The sequence below is a fragment of the Pseudoalteromonas sp. SR45-6 genome, assembly GCF_014163545.1.
Lineage (GTDB): Bacteria > Pseudomonadota > Gammaproteobacteria > Enterobacterales > Alteromonadaceae > Pseudoalteromonas > Pseudoalteromonas rhizosphaerae.
Genome location: NZ_JACJDM010000016.1, coordinates 56650 through 71730 on the forward strand (window position 1 = coordinate 56650; position 15081 = coordinate 71730).

General features: G+C 41.5%; 11 protein-coding genes and 5 tRNA genes. 1 reads left to right on the plus strand and 15 read right to left on the minus strand.

Going from position 1 to position 15081, the window contains the following annotated elements; translation table 11 throughout:
- Positions 1 to 270: 270 nt before the first annotated feature.
- The 8 genes from H5158_RS09430 to H5158_RS09465 all read right to left on the minus strand — a co-directional run bounded on the left by H5158_RS09430 (position 271) and on the right by H5158_RS09465 (position 9679).
- Positions 271 to 1461, minus strand: coding sequence for an exo-beta-N-acetylmuramidase NamZ domain-containing protein (locus H5158_RS09430; protein ID WP_182739906.1), 1191 nt, complete (start codon positions 1459 to 1461; stop codon positions 271 to 273).
- A complete protein-coding gene (gene murQ / locus H5158_RS09435) occupies positions 1462 to 2397 on the minus strand; it encodes an N-acetylmuramic acid 6-phosphate etherase (RefSeq protein ID WP_145240861.1) in 936 nt (311 codons plus the stop codon).
- A complete protein-coding gene (locus tag H5158_RS09440; RefSeq protein ID WP_145240859.1) occupies positions 2394 to 3299 on the minus strand; it encodes a BadF/BadG/BcrA/BcrD ATPase family protein in 906 nt (301 codons plus the stop codon). The genes murQ and H5158_RS09440 overlap by 4 nt, the downstream gene beginning before the upstream one ends.
- Positions 3300 to 3301: 2 nt before the next feature.
- Positions 3302 to 4888, minus strand: coding sequence for a sodium:solute symporter (locus H5158_RS09445; protein ID WP_182718009.1), 1587 nt, complete (start codon positions 4886 to 4888; stop codon positions 3302 to 3304).
- A 116-nt stretch (positions 4889 to 5004) separates the two neighbouring features.
- Positions 5005 to 5787, minus strand: coding sequence for a L,D-transpeptidase (locus H5158_RS09450; RefSeq protein WP_182739907.1), 783 nt, complete (start codon positions 5785 to 5787; stop codon positions 5005 to 5007).
- The gene (locus H5158_RS09455; RefSeq protein ID WP_182739908.1) at positions 5784 to 6896 is read right to left on the minus strand and encodes a mandelate racemase/muconate lactonizing enzyme family protein; all 1113 of its coding nucleotides are present in this window, start codon (positions 6894 to 6896) and stop codon (positions 5784 to 5786) included. Before H5158_RS09455 ends, H5158_RS09450 begins: the two co-directional genes overlap by 4 nt.
- A gap of 9 nt (positions 6897 to 6905) precedes the next feature.
- Positions 6906 to 8288: an NlpC/P60 family protein gene (locus H5158_RS09460; protein ID WP_182739909.1), complete on the minus strand. Its 1383-nt coding sequence runs from the start codon at positions 8286 to 8288 to the stop codon at positions 6906 to 6908.
- A 53-nt stretch (positions 8289 to 8341) separates the two neighbouring features.
- The gene (locus H5158_RS09465; RefSeq protein WP_182739910.1) at positions 8342 to 9679 is read right to left on the minus strand and encodes a hypothetical protein; all 1338 of its coding nucleotides are present in this window, start codon (positions 9677 to 9679) and stop codon (positions 8342 to 8344) included.
- Between the two features lie 148 nt (positions 9680 to 9827).
- On the opposite strand from H5158_RS09465, the gene H5158_RS09470 reads away from it, so the two are divergent.
- Positions 9828 to 11843 (plus strand): TonB-dependent receptor, encoded by a 2016-nt coding sequence (locus H5158_RS09470; protein WP_182739911.1) that lies wholly within the window; start codon positions 9828 to 9830, stop codon positions 11841 to 11843.
- Between the two features lie 158 nt (positions 11844 to 12001).
- Here H5158_RS09470 and H5158_RS09475 read toward each other — a convergent pair whose 3' ends face one another.
- From H5158_RS09475 to H5158_RS09505, 7 genes are all read right to left on the minus strand, one after another.
- Complete coding sequence (locus H5158_RS09475; protein ID WP_182739912.1) at positions 12002 to 13369, minus strand: alkaline phosphatase PhoX; 1368 nt, start codon at positions 13367 to 13369, stop codon at positions 12002 to 12004.
- A gap of 370 nt (positions 13370 to 13739) precedes the next feature.
- Positions 13740 to 13816 (minus strand) — tRNA-Arg (locus H5158_RS09480).
- A gap of 134 nt (positions 13817 to 13950) precedes the next feature.
- A tRNA-Arg gene (locus tag H5158_RS09485) sits at positions 13951 to 14027 on the minus strand.
- Between the two features lie 79 nt (positions 14028 to 14106).
- Positions 14107 to 14183, minus strand: a tRNA-Arg gene (locus H5158_RS09490).
- Between the two features lie 152 nt (positions 14184 to 14335).
- Positions 14336 to 14412 (minus strand) — tRNA-Arg (locus H5158_RS09495).
- Between the two features lie 37 nt (positions 14413 to 14449).
- Positions 14450 to 14542 (minus strand) — tRNA-Ser (locus H5158_RS09500).
- Between the two features lie 129 nt (positions 14543 to 14671).
- A complete protein-coding gene (locus tag H5158_RS09505) occupies positions 14672 to 14854 on the minus strand; it encodes a hypothetical protein (protein WP_145240843.1) in 183 nt (60 codons plus the stop codon).
- Between the last annotated feature and the right edge of the window lie 227 nt (positions 14855 to 15081).

Here is a 15081-nt window from a genome sequence, read left to right on the forward strand (position 1 = left end):
CCAATACAAAACAAATACCTTATTTGCTTTTAACCCACCTTGTGGCAAAGTTAAAATGCAGGTCGCGGTTTATCCCAACATGTAGGCAAAGGTTTAACGTTATTGTCGCGAGGTAAACTCGCTGCTACAAATACCCCCACTAATTGTAGTGGTTCATTTATGGAGACTATTTTTACTGTTTTGAGATTGACGCTAAAACAAGACAACATTAATTGAAAACTAAAAACGCAGCCTAAGCTGCGTTTTAAAGTTTTATAAATAAAAATAGTCTTATTGATATAACAAATATGCTGCGCGTTGCTGTTTAAAGCGAGCTAGATCTTGTTGCCAGCTTTGTTTGATTTGCTGCTCTGTTTGGCCGGCTTCGATAGCTAAGCGCAGCTTATCAGTGCCTGCAAGTTTATCCATAAAGCCAGCACGTTCAAAGAACGTTTGCTCGTTTTGCGTAAAAGTTTTGTAGGCTGTAATAAATAAACTTAAATCTAGTCCTTTGATTGTACTGTCGCGTAAATCAAGACCTTGCACCTCTATCCCTTTAAATTTAGGGTTCATTGATGCTCCCTCAATAGCGCGCGGAGTAAAACTAAACTCCCCTAACGCAATCGGTGAATAACCTATCACTTGAAATGGAAAGTCTGTACCACGGCCAATTGTAATTGGTGTTGCTTCAAAAAAGCATAATGATGGATACAACGCAATTGACTGATCATTTGGTAAATTAGGGCTTGGCTGAACAGGTAAACTATACGTCATATCGCGGCGATAATGCGCCACAGGAACAACCGTCAAGTTTAGTGACGAAGCTTTATTTATCCACCCTTCACCTTTGATCATTTTTGCCAGCTCACCCACTGTCATACCATGTAATACAGGAATTTCATGCATGCCAACGAAAGACTGAAATTTTAAATCTAAAACTGGCCCATCAACATAAGCAATATTCGGGTTTGGCCTATCAAGTACAATAAAACCAATGTTATTCTCAGCAGCAGCTTCCATCATGTAATGCATTGAGCTGATATAAGTGTAAAAACGCACACCAACATCTTGAATATCAAAAATAATCACGTCTAATTTGCTTAATACAGTGGTATCTGGCTTTTTATTACTGCCGTAAATAGACACCACATCAATACCGGTCTTTGTATCCACCGTACTTTTTACATGCGCGCCGGCATCGTGGTCGCCACGAAAACCATGTTCAGGGGCAAATATTTTAGTAACATTCACGCCTTTATCACGCAGTAAGTCGACTATATGGGTGTCATTAACTTGTGAAGTTTGATTAACGACTAAGCCAACTCGTTTGCCCTCAAGTTGTGGTAGGTACTGCTGATATTGTAAAGCGCCAACACTTAAATTTACTTGCGGTGTATCAGTTAAGATTGCATCGTCAGTGCTGTTGTGGGCGCATGCGCTCAAAATTAGGCATTGTAATATAACCAATAATCTAATTAACATTTATAGTTCCACCGCTTTTCGTAAAAAACCATCCGCTTGGGTTAACATTTGCTCAGCTTGGGCGGCATCTTTGCCTGTTAAGATGATTAAAATAGCCAATTTAGCACTTTGTTTTGCTTGGGCAAGCGCATCGACTCCTTGCTGATGAGTGCAATCGGTTGCTTGCATTACGATGCGGATCGCACGAGCATGCAGCTTTTCATTGCTGGCATTCACATCAACCATCAAGTTTTTATAGACTTTACCGGTGCGGATCATACTGGCTGTGCTGAGCATATTTAATACTAACTTTTGTGCAGTACCCGATTTCATACGTGTTGAACCAGTTACCGCTTCAGCGCCAACTACCGGGCAAATACCAATATCAGGTAGTTTCATTACCGCGGAGTTAGGATTACAGGTTACTCCAACGGTGATACATCCTATTGATTTTGCATACTCAATGGCTGCTCGCACATAAGGTGTACGGCCACTAGCGGCAATCCCTACCACGACATCTTTAGCTTGTAGATTAACGGCTTTAAGATCTTCTACGCCTAATTTTAAGCTATCTTCGGCACCTTCAACTGCTTTTTTAAAAGCCGTTTCGCCACCAGCAATTATTCCCATTACTTGTTGATCGCTGACACTGTAAGTTGGCGCGCATTCCACAGCATCTAAAATACCTAAGCGACCACTGGTGCCGGCACCAATATAAATTAAACGACCGCCTTGCTTAAATGCCGTTACAATATGATCGACCGCTTTGGCTATCTCTGGGATCACTAACTTTACAGCAGCGGCAACTTTTTGATCTTCCAAATTTATTTTGGTTAAAATTTCGCGACTATCGAGTAAATCTATATCCAACGTATCTAAATTTTGTCCTTCTGACACAATCCCGTTCAGCTCTTCTAAAAGTGCACGCTGCTGATTAAAATTAGACTCAGGGCTCATTGTGTAATCCTTGTGTATTCAATTTGTTTAATGCGGTCGCTGGCTAAAATCACCGCACCGGCTAACGAATCCCCTTGCCGGGGAGATAAATTCAGTTGTGTATTTTCATTTAATAATGCAATAGTTACGTCCGCTAAACCGCCAATAATTATGACTGGTAACTGGCTCTGACCACGACATTTTTCAATCAATCTCTCGACTTGTCGAACATGCTCACTAAGCACCGTATCGGCTATTATACACTGTGTTTTTAAACTAAAGATTAAAGGGCTAAAACGCGCATAATCTAACGCTTTGGCCTTCATTAACCAACTTGATATTTGTTCTCGCTCACGGCCAACTTGTTCACTCAGCTGTTGCGTTAGCAGGCTTTTAGGTTGCTCAAAGCGGTCTATTTCATCTAACAAGCATTGCACAGCACTTAACCCTAGGCGCGCACCACCGCCAAAATCATCAACAGAAAAACCCCAGCCGCCAATTAATTTTGTTTCTCCATCAGCGGATAATCTTGCTGCTACAGCGCCCGTTCCTAACGCTAACATTGCAACTGGCTGACCTAGATTTGCACCATATAATGAAGTGATTGCATCGCTAACAATACTCAATTGCGCAAATTTAATATCGCAGTCTAGCTGTAAGCTTGCAGTTACTCGCTCAGCCAACACTTTAGACGAGCCGCCCGCAAGTCCCATTACCGCCAAAATTTGGCTATGCTTAGCGCCACTTTGTGCACATACGCTAGTGATCACTTGCTGTAAACTAGTAAGCGCCGTATTAAAATCGTTATAAACTGAGGCTGCACCAGCCTGCGCAGTAAATTCTTCAGCGCTATGTAAATTCACTAATTTCGCCAGCGTTTTGGTACCCCCGCCATCAATAGCTAGTATATAGTCAATGTTCATGCCTATTGGGCTCCTACAGCTGACTGGCCGCGCTGGGCAAGTTGAGGTTTACCTAAACAACACACTAGAGTCGACAACGCAGTACCAATACATAACTGCCAAGTAAAGCCTAAATAGAAGCGATCTGCTGCCGGCAATAACCAATCAATGATGTATGGTTGCATGAATAAAGTGATCATAAAGCCGACAATTAACGCCGCCAATACTGAGCCTTCACTGCCACGTTTAGTAAATAGTGTTGTAAAATACACGCCCAGTAAACCACTGTACGAAAACACCATGACACTCAGCGCAAACTTAAGAAGCGGCATATCACTGTATTGCTGCCAGAAATAACAAACTATGGCCATTAATGCTAATGATAGGCTCACAACCGCCATGCCAATACGCCCGGCTTTAACAAAATGGTTATCGGCAACTTGCTTATTTTTAGCTGCTAAATAAGGTCGATATAAATCTTGTACAATGACCGACGACATCGAGCTTAAACCGGAGTTTAATGTTGAAATGGCCGCGGCAATGATACCGACGCTAACTAAACCTTTAACACCAGCAGGAGCCTCATTAAGTACGTAGTACATAAAAATAGTGATTTTTTCACCATTAAATTCTTGTACGACTTGCGCACCGTCACTGTTCATTAATGCTGGCTGCTGATAAACGATATAAAGTAATAAACCAATAAAGATAAATACCAACATCACGGGAATAACCATCACGATAGAAAGTAGTAATGCTTTACTGCCTTCTTTGTCACTCTTACACGTCAGTAGACGCTGTGTCATATCTTGATCAAGACCAAAGGCGGCAATGTTAAGTAATACAAAGCCGGTTAATACCGACGCCATATTGAACACCCCACTTGGGCCAAAATCTAAATCAAATTTGAAAATCGCCAGCTTTGAATCAGCACCGGGGGTTGGCTCATTTAAGGTTGCTAAAATAGTTGAAAAATCAGCGGGGATCAGTACCAACAAACACCAGATAACGGCAATCGCAGCACTGACATATACGACACTTTGCAGCACATCAGAATAAATTACACTGCGAATACCACCAAATACGGTATACAACAAACCCGCAAGTGCTAATAGCAAAGTCGCTATAATCACACTTTCTGCGGCTATATTACCGTATAAAATCATCGCTACTGCAATCGCGGCCATATATAGACGTGCGCCACTGGCGAACACTCGGCCAAATAAATACATTAAGCCGCTGCGGCGTTTAGCTTTTGGCCCTATGCGCTTTTCAAGCAGTTCATAAACGGTGTACACTTTTTGTTGATAAAACTTAGGGATCAGAAAAATAGAAACAATAAATGCAGCTATGAATGCGCCAATGTTCGTCGCTAAATACGATAAATCACCTTGATAACCCTGATCAGGTCCACCAATAAAAGTGGCAGCAGACTGTGAAGTAGCTAATACCGAAATAGCCACCATCCAGGTCGGCATACTATTACCGCCTAAAAAGAAGTCTTTACTTGAGTTGGCGCGCTTACGGTTAAACCACCAACCACTGAGTAATAAAATTGCTCCGTAGCTTGCGAATACGAGCCAATCAAGCAAGGTGTATTGTGCACTCATTTATTATCCCAATTTCAAACCAACCAATGGAATATATTATTCCATTAAATTAATAAAAAGAAAACAATTTTATTATTTACTTTGTAAAGCCACGCGATCGCGTGGCTTTACACGTATTATTTAATCGCTGGCAACTTCCAAAGCAATTGTTTTTGTTGATATTGTTCGCTAGGTAAGCTCACTAACAATGGTTTTTTCTGTTCATCTAACCAAGCTAACAAGGTATCCATATTCTGCTCAGTCATTGCAGTACAACCGGCAGTTGGTTTATTTTCTGCGCGCCATAAATGCATAAAGATACAACTGCCTGCACCATCAACATTTTGACTATTGTGCTTAACCACTAAGCCTTTTTTGTAAAGGTTATCTTGGCTGTAAATATCACGGCGCATCCACTCTGACGAGTCTTTGACAGCAGCCTCTCCTACCACTGACTTATTAACTAGCTGGTTATAAAATGGCGAACCTTTGACATCAACACAATAGTCGTCAGCAGTCATGCCTTGGTAGGTCATATTGGTTTTTAATGAATCTAAATAACCAAACGCGGTGCCGAGTTCAAAAATACCAGCGGGAGCTTTACCATCGCCTTCTTGTTTTTGTTCGCCCGCTTGAGCTGGGTGTAAACCTATACCCCACGCAAGACCGGTGCGCCCAAGTACCACACTGTGACCTTGGCCTTGTTGTTGCCATTGTCCTGCAACACGCTCAAATCGATACAATTGTGCGGCAATGGCTTGCCAATCATCTGCAACCACCACCACTAACTGTTGGCTTTGCTGTGGGATAACTGCAGCACTTGCAGCTGCTGATGTACTTGCAGCTGCTGATGTACTTGCACTATTTGCACAGCCGCTGAGGGCTGCTGTGGTGATTAATGTTATTATTATTTTTTTCATAACGGCCAAATTCCATCGTTTATCGGTTGTAATGTGTCGATACTTTTAATCCCCAAGCCAGGACCATCACTTAACGTGATCGCTGGGCCATTAAATTCCACACCGCCTTGCACCGGATCATATTGTCCAAGCGCTGGACCGTCTAAGTCTATTTTACTGATCTGCTGGGCTTTTGCAGACGCTAAATGCGCAGCACCTGCAACGGCAATACTGCCTTCTAACATGCAACCGATCATACAATCAGCTTGATACTGTGCAGTAATATTGGCAATTTCAATAGCACGACTTAAGCCACCCGTTTTCATGACTTTGATATTGATAATATCAACAGCATTTTGCTCTAATAATTGAATTACTTGCTTGGGCGAAAAGGCACTTTCGTCAGCCATGATCGGCGTATTTACCCGCTCAGTAATATACTTTAAACCTTTAAAATCATCACTTTTCACTGGCTGTTCAACAAGTTCTAATTCAACATTGTGGCTTTCTAATTGCTGTAAAACAAACACCGTTTGTTTAGCATTCCAGCCCTGATTTACATCCAAACGAATTTGCGTTTGCTGGCCAAAACCTTGATAAATCGCTTTCACTCGTTCGATATCTTGCTGTAAATCATTGCCAATTTTTACTTTTAAAATATCAAAACCTTGCGCTACAGCCACAGCACAATCACTGAGCATTTTATCAATATTATCAACGCTAATAGTGATATCAGTTCGTAATGTTTGACTACCACCGCCGAGCAATTTATACAGCGGCGCTTGATATAATTTACCCCACAAGTCATAAACAGCCAGCTCGAGTGCGGCTTTAGCGCTGTAATTTGCCACCACACTTGATTGGATCACTTGGCAAATTTGATTGAGGTTTTCGATTTCCATACCAATTAGTTTTGGCGCTATAAATTGTTTAATAACGCTAAGGATACTTTGGTGAGTATCACCGGTTATTACTGGCGTAGATGCCGCAGCACCATAGCCAATTTCGCCTTTATCGGTTTCAATTAACACCACTAAGTCTTCAATATAGCTCACTTCACGCAGCGCTGTTTTGAACGGCGTAACTAATGGCACTTTAAGTTTGGCAAAACGTATCGCCGTAATCTTCATTTTTAACTCCTAGCGAATACGCTTAATATTATAAGTACGGTCTAAATAGCTCTGAGTTTGCGATAAACGCAGTGGCAATAAAGGCGTTACCGATACCCCATTAAGTGAACTTGAATAAAAACTACCATCAGCCTTGTTATAACCCAACCCTTTAACATCATGGATCACATACGGTTGACCGTCTTGTTCACCTAAGTACATCATTACATGGCCTGGTATATAAATTAAATCGCCCACTTGCATGTTATTAATTACCGCTAATTTATCGCTTTCATTGCTGGTTTTATCAAAACGGTGATTAGTACCATACTCCCCCTTCCCCTGCTGACCTGAATTACGCGGCATTAATAGACCAAATGATTTATATATTTCGCCAACAAAACCAGTGCAGTCACGGCCATTATAGTCGTGTCCCCAACCGTAGCGTTCGCCTAAAAATTTAAACCCTTGTTTTATCAAATGCTGTTGGGTGTAAGGTAAATACCCTAAATGCACATCACTGCTGCGACTGATCAAGGCAGGCTTAATAACTAACTGACCTTGTTCCCCGCGGGTTGGCAGTTGCACAACATAATTAGCGTAGGTGTTTTGGCCATTTAATAAATGAGGGGTTTTTTCTGCCGGCATTAGAGGCAGACGAACGCCCATGTCCAATTGCACTTGCGATGTAGTGGCATCATTAGGCACGTAAGCAGTATTTACTTTTGCGCCAGTTATCAATAAAAAGTCATCGTTATTTTTAAATTCACGAAGTGTGCTTTTATTCGATATCGCAATATCAGCTTTGGGCGCCCATGCTAGATAGTTATAAGCGCGCACAAGTAACCATTTCTTATCGGCACTTTCATGCAAAATAGCCACTGTATCACCGGGGAACAATCCGCTTTCTTGAAAACGGTCTAAGTCATTATCTAAGCCACTATTTAATACTCGGTCCGACGTTGGAAAAGTACGCAGGACTGAGCGCTTTACCACCATGGCATAACTAACTTGATTATTATCTGCCACAGCGTCTAAATTCAAATTGGCTAGATATTTTGCAAAATGCTTATTACTTAATGCCACGCCATTAGGGTAAAAACGCGGGCTTTTTGGTACCGCACTAATACTGAGTATATATGCCTTTAACTGCTCACGAGTTAGCTGAGAGGCAAAATCGAGTGGATCGACAATATGTTCATTGTCAGCAATCAATTGTTTATTAAATGACGCGATTTGCGCTGCACTCATCAGAGTTTTATCTGTCACTTGGCTTAACCAGTGCTGCGGGGTTAATTGAGATTGAGTGACCCCGATGACATCTGATTGCCACGTGTTAGCCGCCGCAATGACGGGTGCCATGGTAATAATACTTGCTAATGAAATACTCAGGGCGATAAATGTATGTCGCATTCGTGGGTTCCCTATTATCAATTTGCTTGGTAAGTCGTGCTGTGTGCTACTTATTATTGCTTTTGCGGTATCAGTAACTGTTTAAATGCATGCGTAAAATTAGCCTGCATTTTTAAGCCAACCACGGCTAAATTTTTTTCACTTGCACCTGGCACACTATTTTGTGCCGCTAAGGTAAATTCGCGTCCACCTTGAATAAACGGTAAGTAAACATGAGCCAACATGACAGTTTCTGTGGTTGAGCGTGTTTCGCTTGGACCCCAACCTATTTTTTGCCAAACTCGCCATTGCCCCTGCGTTAACTCGTCTAAAATTTGTTTTGCTGGGCGAGTATCGTCTGGTGCAAGCGCTTGCGCTAAAGAGTCAGTGATCATTTGACTGAGCCCTTGCATCATACCACCCACTTTAGCGGTTTTATCCGTATTGCCGGTGCCATTAAATAGTACATCAATGTCTTGTGCTTGTAGTAAAGGCTGCTGAGTTAAGGGCTCTCGAGTGTGGCTTGCTAAACGTTTTAACCACTCAGCTTGAGCCAAAGTTGTCATGGCTTTATTACCGGTTAAACCACAGCCATCACACCGGTAGTCTAAATAAGCAGGATCATCGGTATTAACAGTAAAATAAGCGATATTGCTAGCAATAACATCACTATCAGTACTTTGCCAACGAATCGTGCTAGGAGTAAAAGTCTCTGTAGCATAAGCACCTTTAAACATAATGCGAGAATCATTAAGCTTTAGCCAATTATCTGCAAATAAATTACTTAAATAATCACGCCCAGCAACATTAATAAAGTAGCTCGCTATTGCATTAGAGTTTCCATCAGCGCTGCCAAAATGCTCGTAGCTATTAATACTAGTGATCAAATCAGCAACATTGCTATCACCTATTAGCGCATGTGCACCAAGCTCTGGGTTTATTTGCCGTACTTTTGCAATTGCACCGCTAAAAGCTTGAATTTTAGATGAACTCCATGGCTCATATAAATCATTCTGGGTACCATTTGCTAAATAACGATACGCTAGTTGGTTACCTTGCTGTTGGTAATCAATTACTAACAACTTACCCTGCGATGTCGGAATATCAAAATAGTGCCAATCTGCTGCCACGCGTTGCTGCCACCCTAACTGACTGTAATTAACCTGCGCCGCCGTTTTATAGTGCGATTGCGCAACACGATTAGCAACTAAATGCGCCTGCATAGGAATATTTGTTAAATCAGCCGGTAAGACAGGCGCAGCCAACATCACCTGTTGATAGAACGTCTTATGTTGCTCTTGTAACGATGCAACAGTCTCTTGCTGTGGCTGACTCTGACAGCCAAAAAGCCCAGTTACTAAGCTCACACTGAAAACATTCAGCCCCGCTTTTTTCAGTTTCATTACAATCAAAATTAAATTCCTTATGATTTTTATTTTTGGAATATTTTATTGAAAATAACATATTTTCCACAGCAAGCAAATATTTGCATCCGATTAACATCTTAAAACGTACTAGTATTAAATATAAACATTTCGACCTATTTATAAGGAAATGATAATGCGCACTTTTTTAATTCTATCTGGTAGCTTACTTTGCTCTACCAATGTACTTGCAAACATTGAAGAAATTACCATATACGGACACCGCACGGGACTTATTGGTGAGGCTATTAGTGCATCAAGTGGCGTAATTGGCCAAGGTGAAATAGAAAACCGTCCAATGTTACGTAGCGCAGAAATGCTAGAACTGATCCCAGGTATGGCCGTCACACAGCACAGCGGCTCAGGTAAAGCTAATCAATATTTTATCCGCGGTTTTAATCTCGACCATGGTACTGACTTTGCCACCAGCATTGATGGTATGCCAATTAATATGCGCAGCCATGGGCATGGTCAAGGCTACACCGACCTTAACTTTATTATTCCTGAAACAATTTCGACTATAGATTATCAAAAAGGCGCGTATGGCGCCGCTCAAGGTGACTTTTCAACCGCTGGCAGTGCTGAATTTAATCTAGCTGATAACCCAAAACATCAACAACTTGACTTTACAATTGGCAAAGACAATTACCAGCGAGTGATGGCATTAGGCTCAATTGGGATTGCTAACGGGAAAATTATTATTGCCGGTGAGTGGCAAGGTTATGATGGCCCTTGGCAAGATATCAATGAAGATGTAGATAAAAAAAATGCCCTAGTACGCTATGTAGGTAAAGCATGGGATGGCGATTTATCAGTTACGGCAATGGCTTATGACAACAGCTGGAATTCCGCAGATCAAATTCCACAACGGGCTGTAGACCAAGGTATTATCAGTGCGCTAGGTTCACTCGATACGACCGTAGGCGGCAGCTCTAGTCGCTATAGTTTATCGGCAAATTGGCAAGGCCAGCACATTAAAGCCAATGCCTATGTGATCAACTACGACATGGACTTGTTTTCTAACTTCTCTTACTTTTTAAATGATCCTATTAATGGCGATCAGTTCCAACAAGTCGATAGCCGGACAATTAGTGGTGGCACACTGAGTTATCAATTTGCTGATACCCTTGCAGATATGCTAATCCAGCATACAGTTGGTGTGGAATATCGCCGCGATGATATTGATCAAGTTGGTTTATACAATACCAAGCAGCGCCAACGCTTAAGTACTGTGCGTGAAGATGCTGTAGACGAAGCCAGCTACTCAGCCTATTGGCAATCACAAGTAAATTTAAGCCAAGCACTCGAAGCCACATTTGGTGTGCGTTATGATTACTTTGACGCAGATGTTGATAGCAATAACAGTATTAATTCAGGCAGTGCAGATGATGATTTGGTTAGCTTTAAAGCCAGCTTAAATTACCTGTTTAATGACAACCTAGCCGGTTATGCCAACTGGGGGCAGTCGTATCATTCAAATGATGCGCGTGGAGCGACTATTAAACAAGATCCGGTGACACTTGAGTCTGCTGATAAGGTTGATTTACTGGTGCAAAGCAATGGCGCAGAGCTGGGTTTACGCTACTTTGATCACCAACGGTTTAATTTATCAGCGGCATTATGGTGGCTAAGCTTAGATTCTGAATTATTATTTGTGGGTGATGCGGGTAACACTGAAGCCAGTGATGCATCAAAACGCTACGGTTTAGAGCTCAGTGCGTATTATTGGCTTAATGATGCCTTGAGTTTAGACGCCGAGGCCTCACTTACACATTCACGCTTAGATACCGATTCAAATGACGATCGAATTGAAGGTGCAGTGCCTGTGGTTGCCAGTACTGGCATTAATTGGCATATTACCCAGCAGTGGCAGTCTTCACTGCGCGTACGCCACATTGGCAAACGGATACTCAGTAGTGATGGCGATAAACGCTCAGAGCCGCTTACAGTCATTAATGGTTTAGTAAGTTATCAACAAACGCATTGGAAAGTGGGCCTTGAGCTATTAAATATATTTGATAGTACGGATCACGATATTGACTACTTTTACACGTCACGCTTAGCTGGTGAACCTATTGAAGGCGTTGAAGATAATCACTTCCACCCGATTGAGCCGCGTACCCTGCGCCTAAACTTCAGCCTGTTATTTTAGTTTGGTTATTGTTATTAATAATTGAGCTAAATACTTTGCTGATCCGGTTTATACTTTAAGGTATGAAGCGGATCAGCAAGGCTGCATTTTAAATTAACTCACTTAGCACTACTAAATAGCCATAGTGCACTTGTATATAAGCATTAAATAATCACCAGTTAGCCTTTAAAACTCTGCCATGGTCCTGTGATCGCTAATGTTTTTGTTGGTGAATACACATTAACAAATAAGGTGTTGCCATCAGCAGAAAAACAAGCTCCCGCCAACTCGGTTTGCGCTGTTAAGCGGGCAAAATTATATACATCACCACTAGGTGTTACGCCACGTAAATGGTTATCTACCACGTCGGTATACTGATCTTCACAAACGATCAAGTGCCCGTTAGGTGCAACAGTGAGATTATCACCAAAGTTAAATAACGACTTATCTGTGCTTTCTACAAATAGTTGAACGTGTCCTGGAGCTAGATGCTCTTTATCTGTTCCTTCAAATGCTGATGGTTGATATTTCATTACTTGCCCAAGCTGCTTTTGACCACCATTAGTGCAACAAAAATAAAGTTCTTTTTCACCCCAATGTATCCCTTCACCACGAGCGAAAAGTGCAGCGCCTTGTTTGTGACCGCGTATTCTTAAATCGTCTTTTGGACTTTCAGGTTGCGCCAAATCAACCCATTCAACGGCCATATTGTGTTGTAAATGCATGACCCCTGTAACCCAATTACGAGTATCAAACTGTGGCTGTGCTTTAATCATCATAGCTTGAAGTTTACCGCCTTTACTCAACTTACCGTATTCATTAGGAATAAAACGATAAAATAAACTATCGCCTTTATCTTCTGTCAGATAAACAATACCGGTTGTTGGATCAACAGCAGCTGCTTCGTGGTTAAACCGCCCCATTGCCTTGAGAGGCTCAGGCTTTACTAGTCCTTTAGCGTTGGCTGGTATCTCAAAAATATAGCCGTGATCTTGATTAAAGCCATCCGCTTTAGTCAGAACAGTCTCTTCGCAAGTAAGCCAACTACCCCATGGGGTAATACCACCTGCACAATTGCGGATCGTGCCAGTGAGTGACAAATATTCTTGCTCTTTTTTACCGGTTTTTAAATTATAAATAATATGACTTGTGCCTCCTGGCAAAGCAACACCTTGCGCAGTAGTGTCATAAGCAAATGACGTTTTATGCGTTTGTAAGCTAACATCTGCTTTTGCTAAATCAGTTGGTTTTAATTCATGGTTTCTGACTAATGCAACCCGCTCATCATCAAGGGCAATACAGCCCATACCATCGGCTTTATCTGGCACTGTAAAGCCATCATCCATTTTATCACCCAGTTTTGATATAACTTGATAGCTAAACCCTGCTGGTAAATCGAGTAACTTGTTAGGATCAGTCACTAACGGACCATAGGCACTTAAATGCTCACTCACGTCAAGAAATGGTACTTTGCCAAAAGTACTACGAGAAAGCCCCATAAAAGCGAGTGTACCGGCACTAATAATAAATTGTCTTCTAGAGATCATCGTAAAACTCATAATGAGATAAAATAACAGGCATATAATAAATGAAATAATCCTATAAAAACGGCCTCCATAAAAAATTCATACAATTGTCATATCTCAAAGCAAACCTCATTGACACTTGATCTATTAAATTTCAGGCATAAAAAAACCGACTCTCGTCGGTTGATACTTTCTTACATTCTTCTGTAAATGTATAGAAAGTGGTGGGCGCAGGACGTATCTTCAAAGAGTGAACCTCTGACCGCTCGGTTGGTGCTTTCAACTTTAAAAAGCGCCGGATAACCCCGAGCCTACAGCAAATTTCAGGCATAAAAAAACCGACTCTCGTCGGTTGATACTTTCTTACATCCTTCTGTAAATGTATAGAAAGTGGTGGGCGCAGGAGGATTCGAACCTCCGACCGCTCGGTTCGTAGCCGAGTACTCTATCCAGCTGAGCTATGCGCCCACATTCTATTTTGATTTTAAAGTCTTACTTTGACTGACGCATTAAGCTAATTAATAACAAAGCTTATTACGAATTTTAAAAATAAAAAAACCGACCATGTGTCGGGCTCTTTATAAATTAACACTAATAGAAAGTGGTGGGCGCAGGAGGATTCGAACCTCCGACCGCTCGGTTCGTAGCCGAGTACTCTATCCAGCTGAGCTATGCGCCCACATTCTATTTCGATTTTAATGTCTTCTCTGACATATTAGTATGCAATAACTAATATAACTCTCAGTAGTAAATAAAAGTGGTGGGCGCAGGAGGATTCGAACCTCCGACCGCTCGGTTCGTAGCCGAGTACTCTATCCAGCTGAGCTATGCGCCCACTTTTTTATACTCTAATTCGAGTTTCTTACTAATAAGTAAAAGATGGTGGGCGCAGGACGTATCTTCAAAGAGTGAACCTCCGACCGCTTGGTTTACTAAACCAATCACTTTTACTTGCTTATTTAAACTCTAAGCAGAGTGTGTAAAGGATGGTGGGCGCAGGAGGATTCGAACCTCCGACCGCTCGGTTCGTAGCCGAGTACTCTATCCAGCTGAGCTATGCGCCCATTCTTTACTTTACAAGATAACCATTTATAAAATAAATGGCGGAGAAGGAGGGATTCGAACCCTCGATAGAGCTACAAACCCTATACTCCCTTAGCAGGGGAGCGCCTTCGGCCACTCGGCCACCTCTCCGTCTTGTGGGGCGTATAATAAAGATTTCAGAAAATATGTCAAACACTTTTCTTGTTTAAAGTAACTGTATGGTTAGAGAACACCCATAACAGCCAAAAAAGAGTCAACTTTGTTTAATCGTTAATCAAATTAAGAGGTTTTAATATCAGCGGATACACCGAGAACAGGCACTAATTCGTCAGTTAATTGTTCGAGATATTGATCTTGGTAGCCTAATTGCTGAAATTCAGCAATACATGCTCGATAATAGGTTTCTCTTTGTAATTCAATACTGAGTACTTCAGAGGGTGAATCAGGTTTATTATCTTTCATATAAAATCCGTTTATATAAGCCCTTTAGATTGACGCGAGTTTAAAAAACCATGCTTTATGCTGTTTTTTCAGTCAATAGTTTAGCTAAATTTAGAAATAATGCTCGTTCATTTTGATGATTTTATATAATTAATTTTTATTTTCACATAATTCAATACGTTAAAATTAAAATTTTATTATTGCCAGTATAATTTCCATTGACGGGACCCGCTACAGACACAAAAACG

Bases quoted from the DNA above. Each gene is read 5' to 3' on its own strand.
- H5158_RS09440 (WP_145240859.1), bottom strand. From the start codon at position 3,299: ATGAACATTGACTATATACTAGCTATTGATGGCGGGGGTACCAAAACG.
- H5158_RS09505 (WP_145240843.1), bottom strand. From the start codon at position 14,854: ATGAAAGATAATAAACCTGATTCACCCTCTGAAGTACTCAGTATTGAA.
- H5158_RS09455 (WP_182739908.1), bottom strand. From the start codon at position 6,896: ATGAAGATTACGGCGATACGTTTTGCCAAACTTAAAGTGCCATTAGTT.
- H5158_RS09460 (WP_182739909.1), bottom strand. From the start codon at position 8,288: ATGCGACATACATTTATCGCCCTGAGTATTTCATTAGCAAGTATTATT.
- H5158_RS09450 (WP_182739907.1), bottom strand. From the start codon at position 5,787: ATGAAAAAAATAATAATAACATTAATCACCACAGCAGCCCTCAGCGGC.
- H5158_RS09430 (WP_182739906.1), bottom strand. From the start codon at position 1,461: ATGTTAATTAGATTATTGGTTATATTACAATGCCTAATTTTGAGCGCA.
- H5158_RS09475 (WP_182739912.1), bottom strand. From the start codon at position 13,369: ATGATCTCTAGAAGACAATTTATTATTAGTGCCGGTACACTCGCTTTT.
- H5158_RS09470 (WP_182739911.1), top strand. From the start codon at position 9,828: ATGCGCACTTTTTTAATTCTATCTGGTAGCTTACTTTGCTCTACCAAT.
- H5158_RS09445 (WP_182718009.1), bottom strand. From the start codon at position 4,888: ATGAGTGCACAATACACCTTGCTTGATTGGCTCGTATTCGCAAGCTAC.
- murQ (WP_145240861.1), bottom strand. From the start codon at position 2,397: ATGAGCCCTGAGTCTAATTTTAATCAGCAGCGTGCACTTTTAGAAGAG.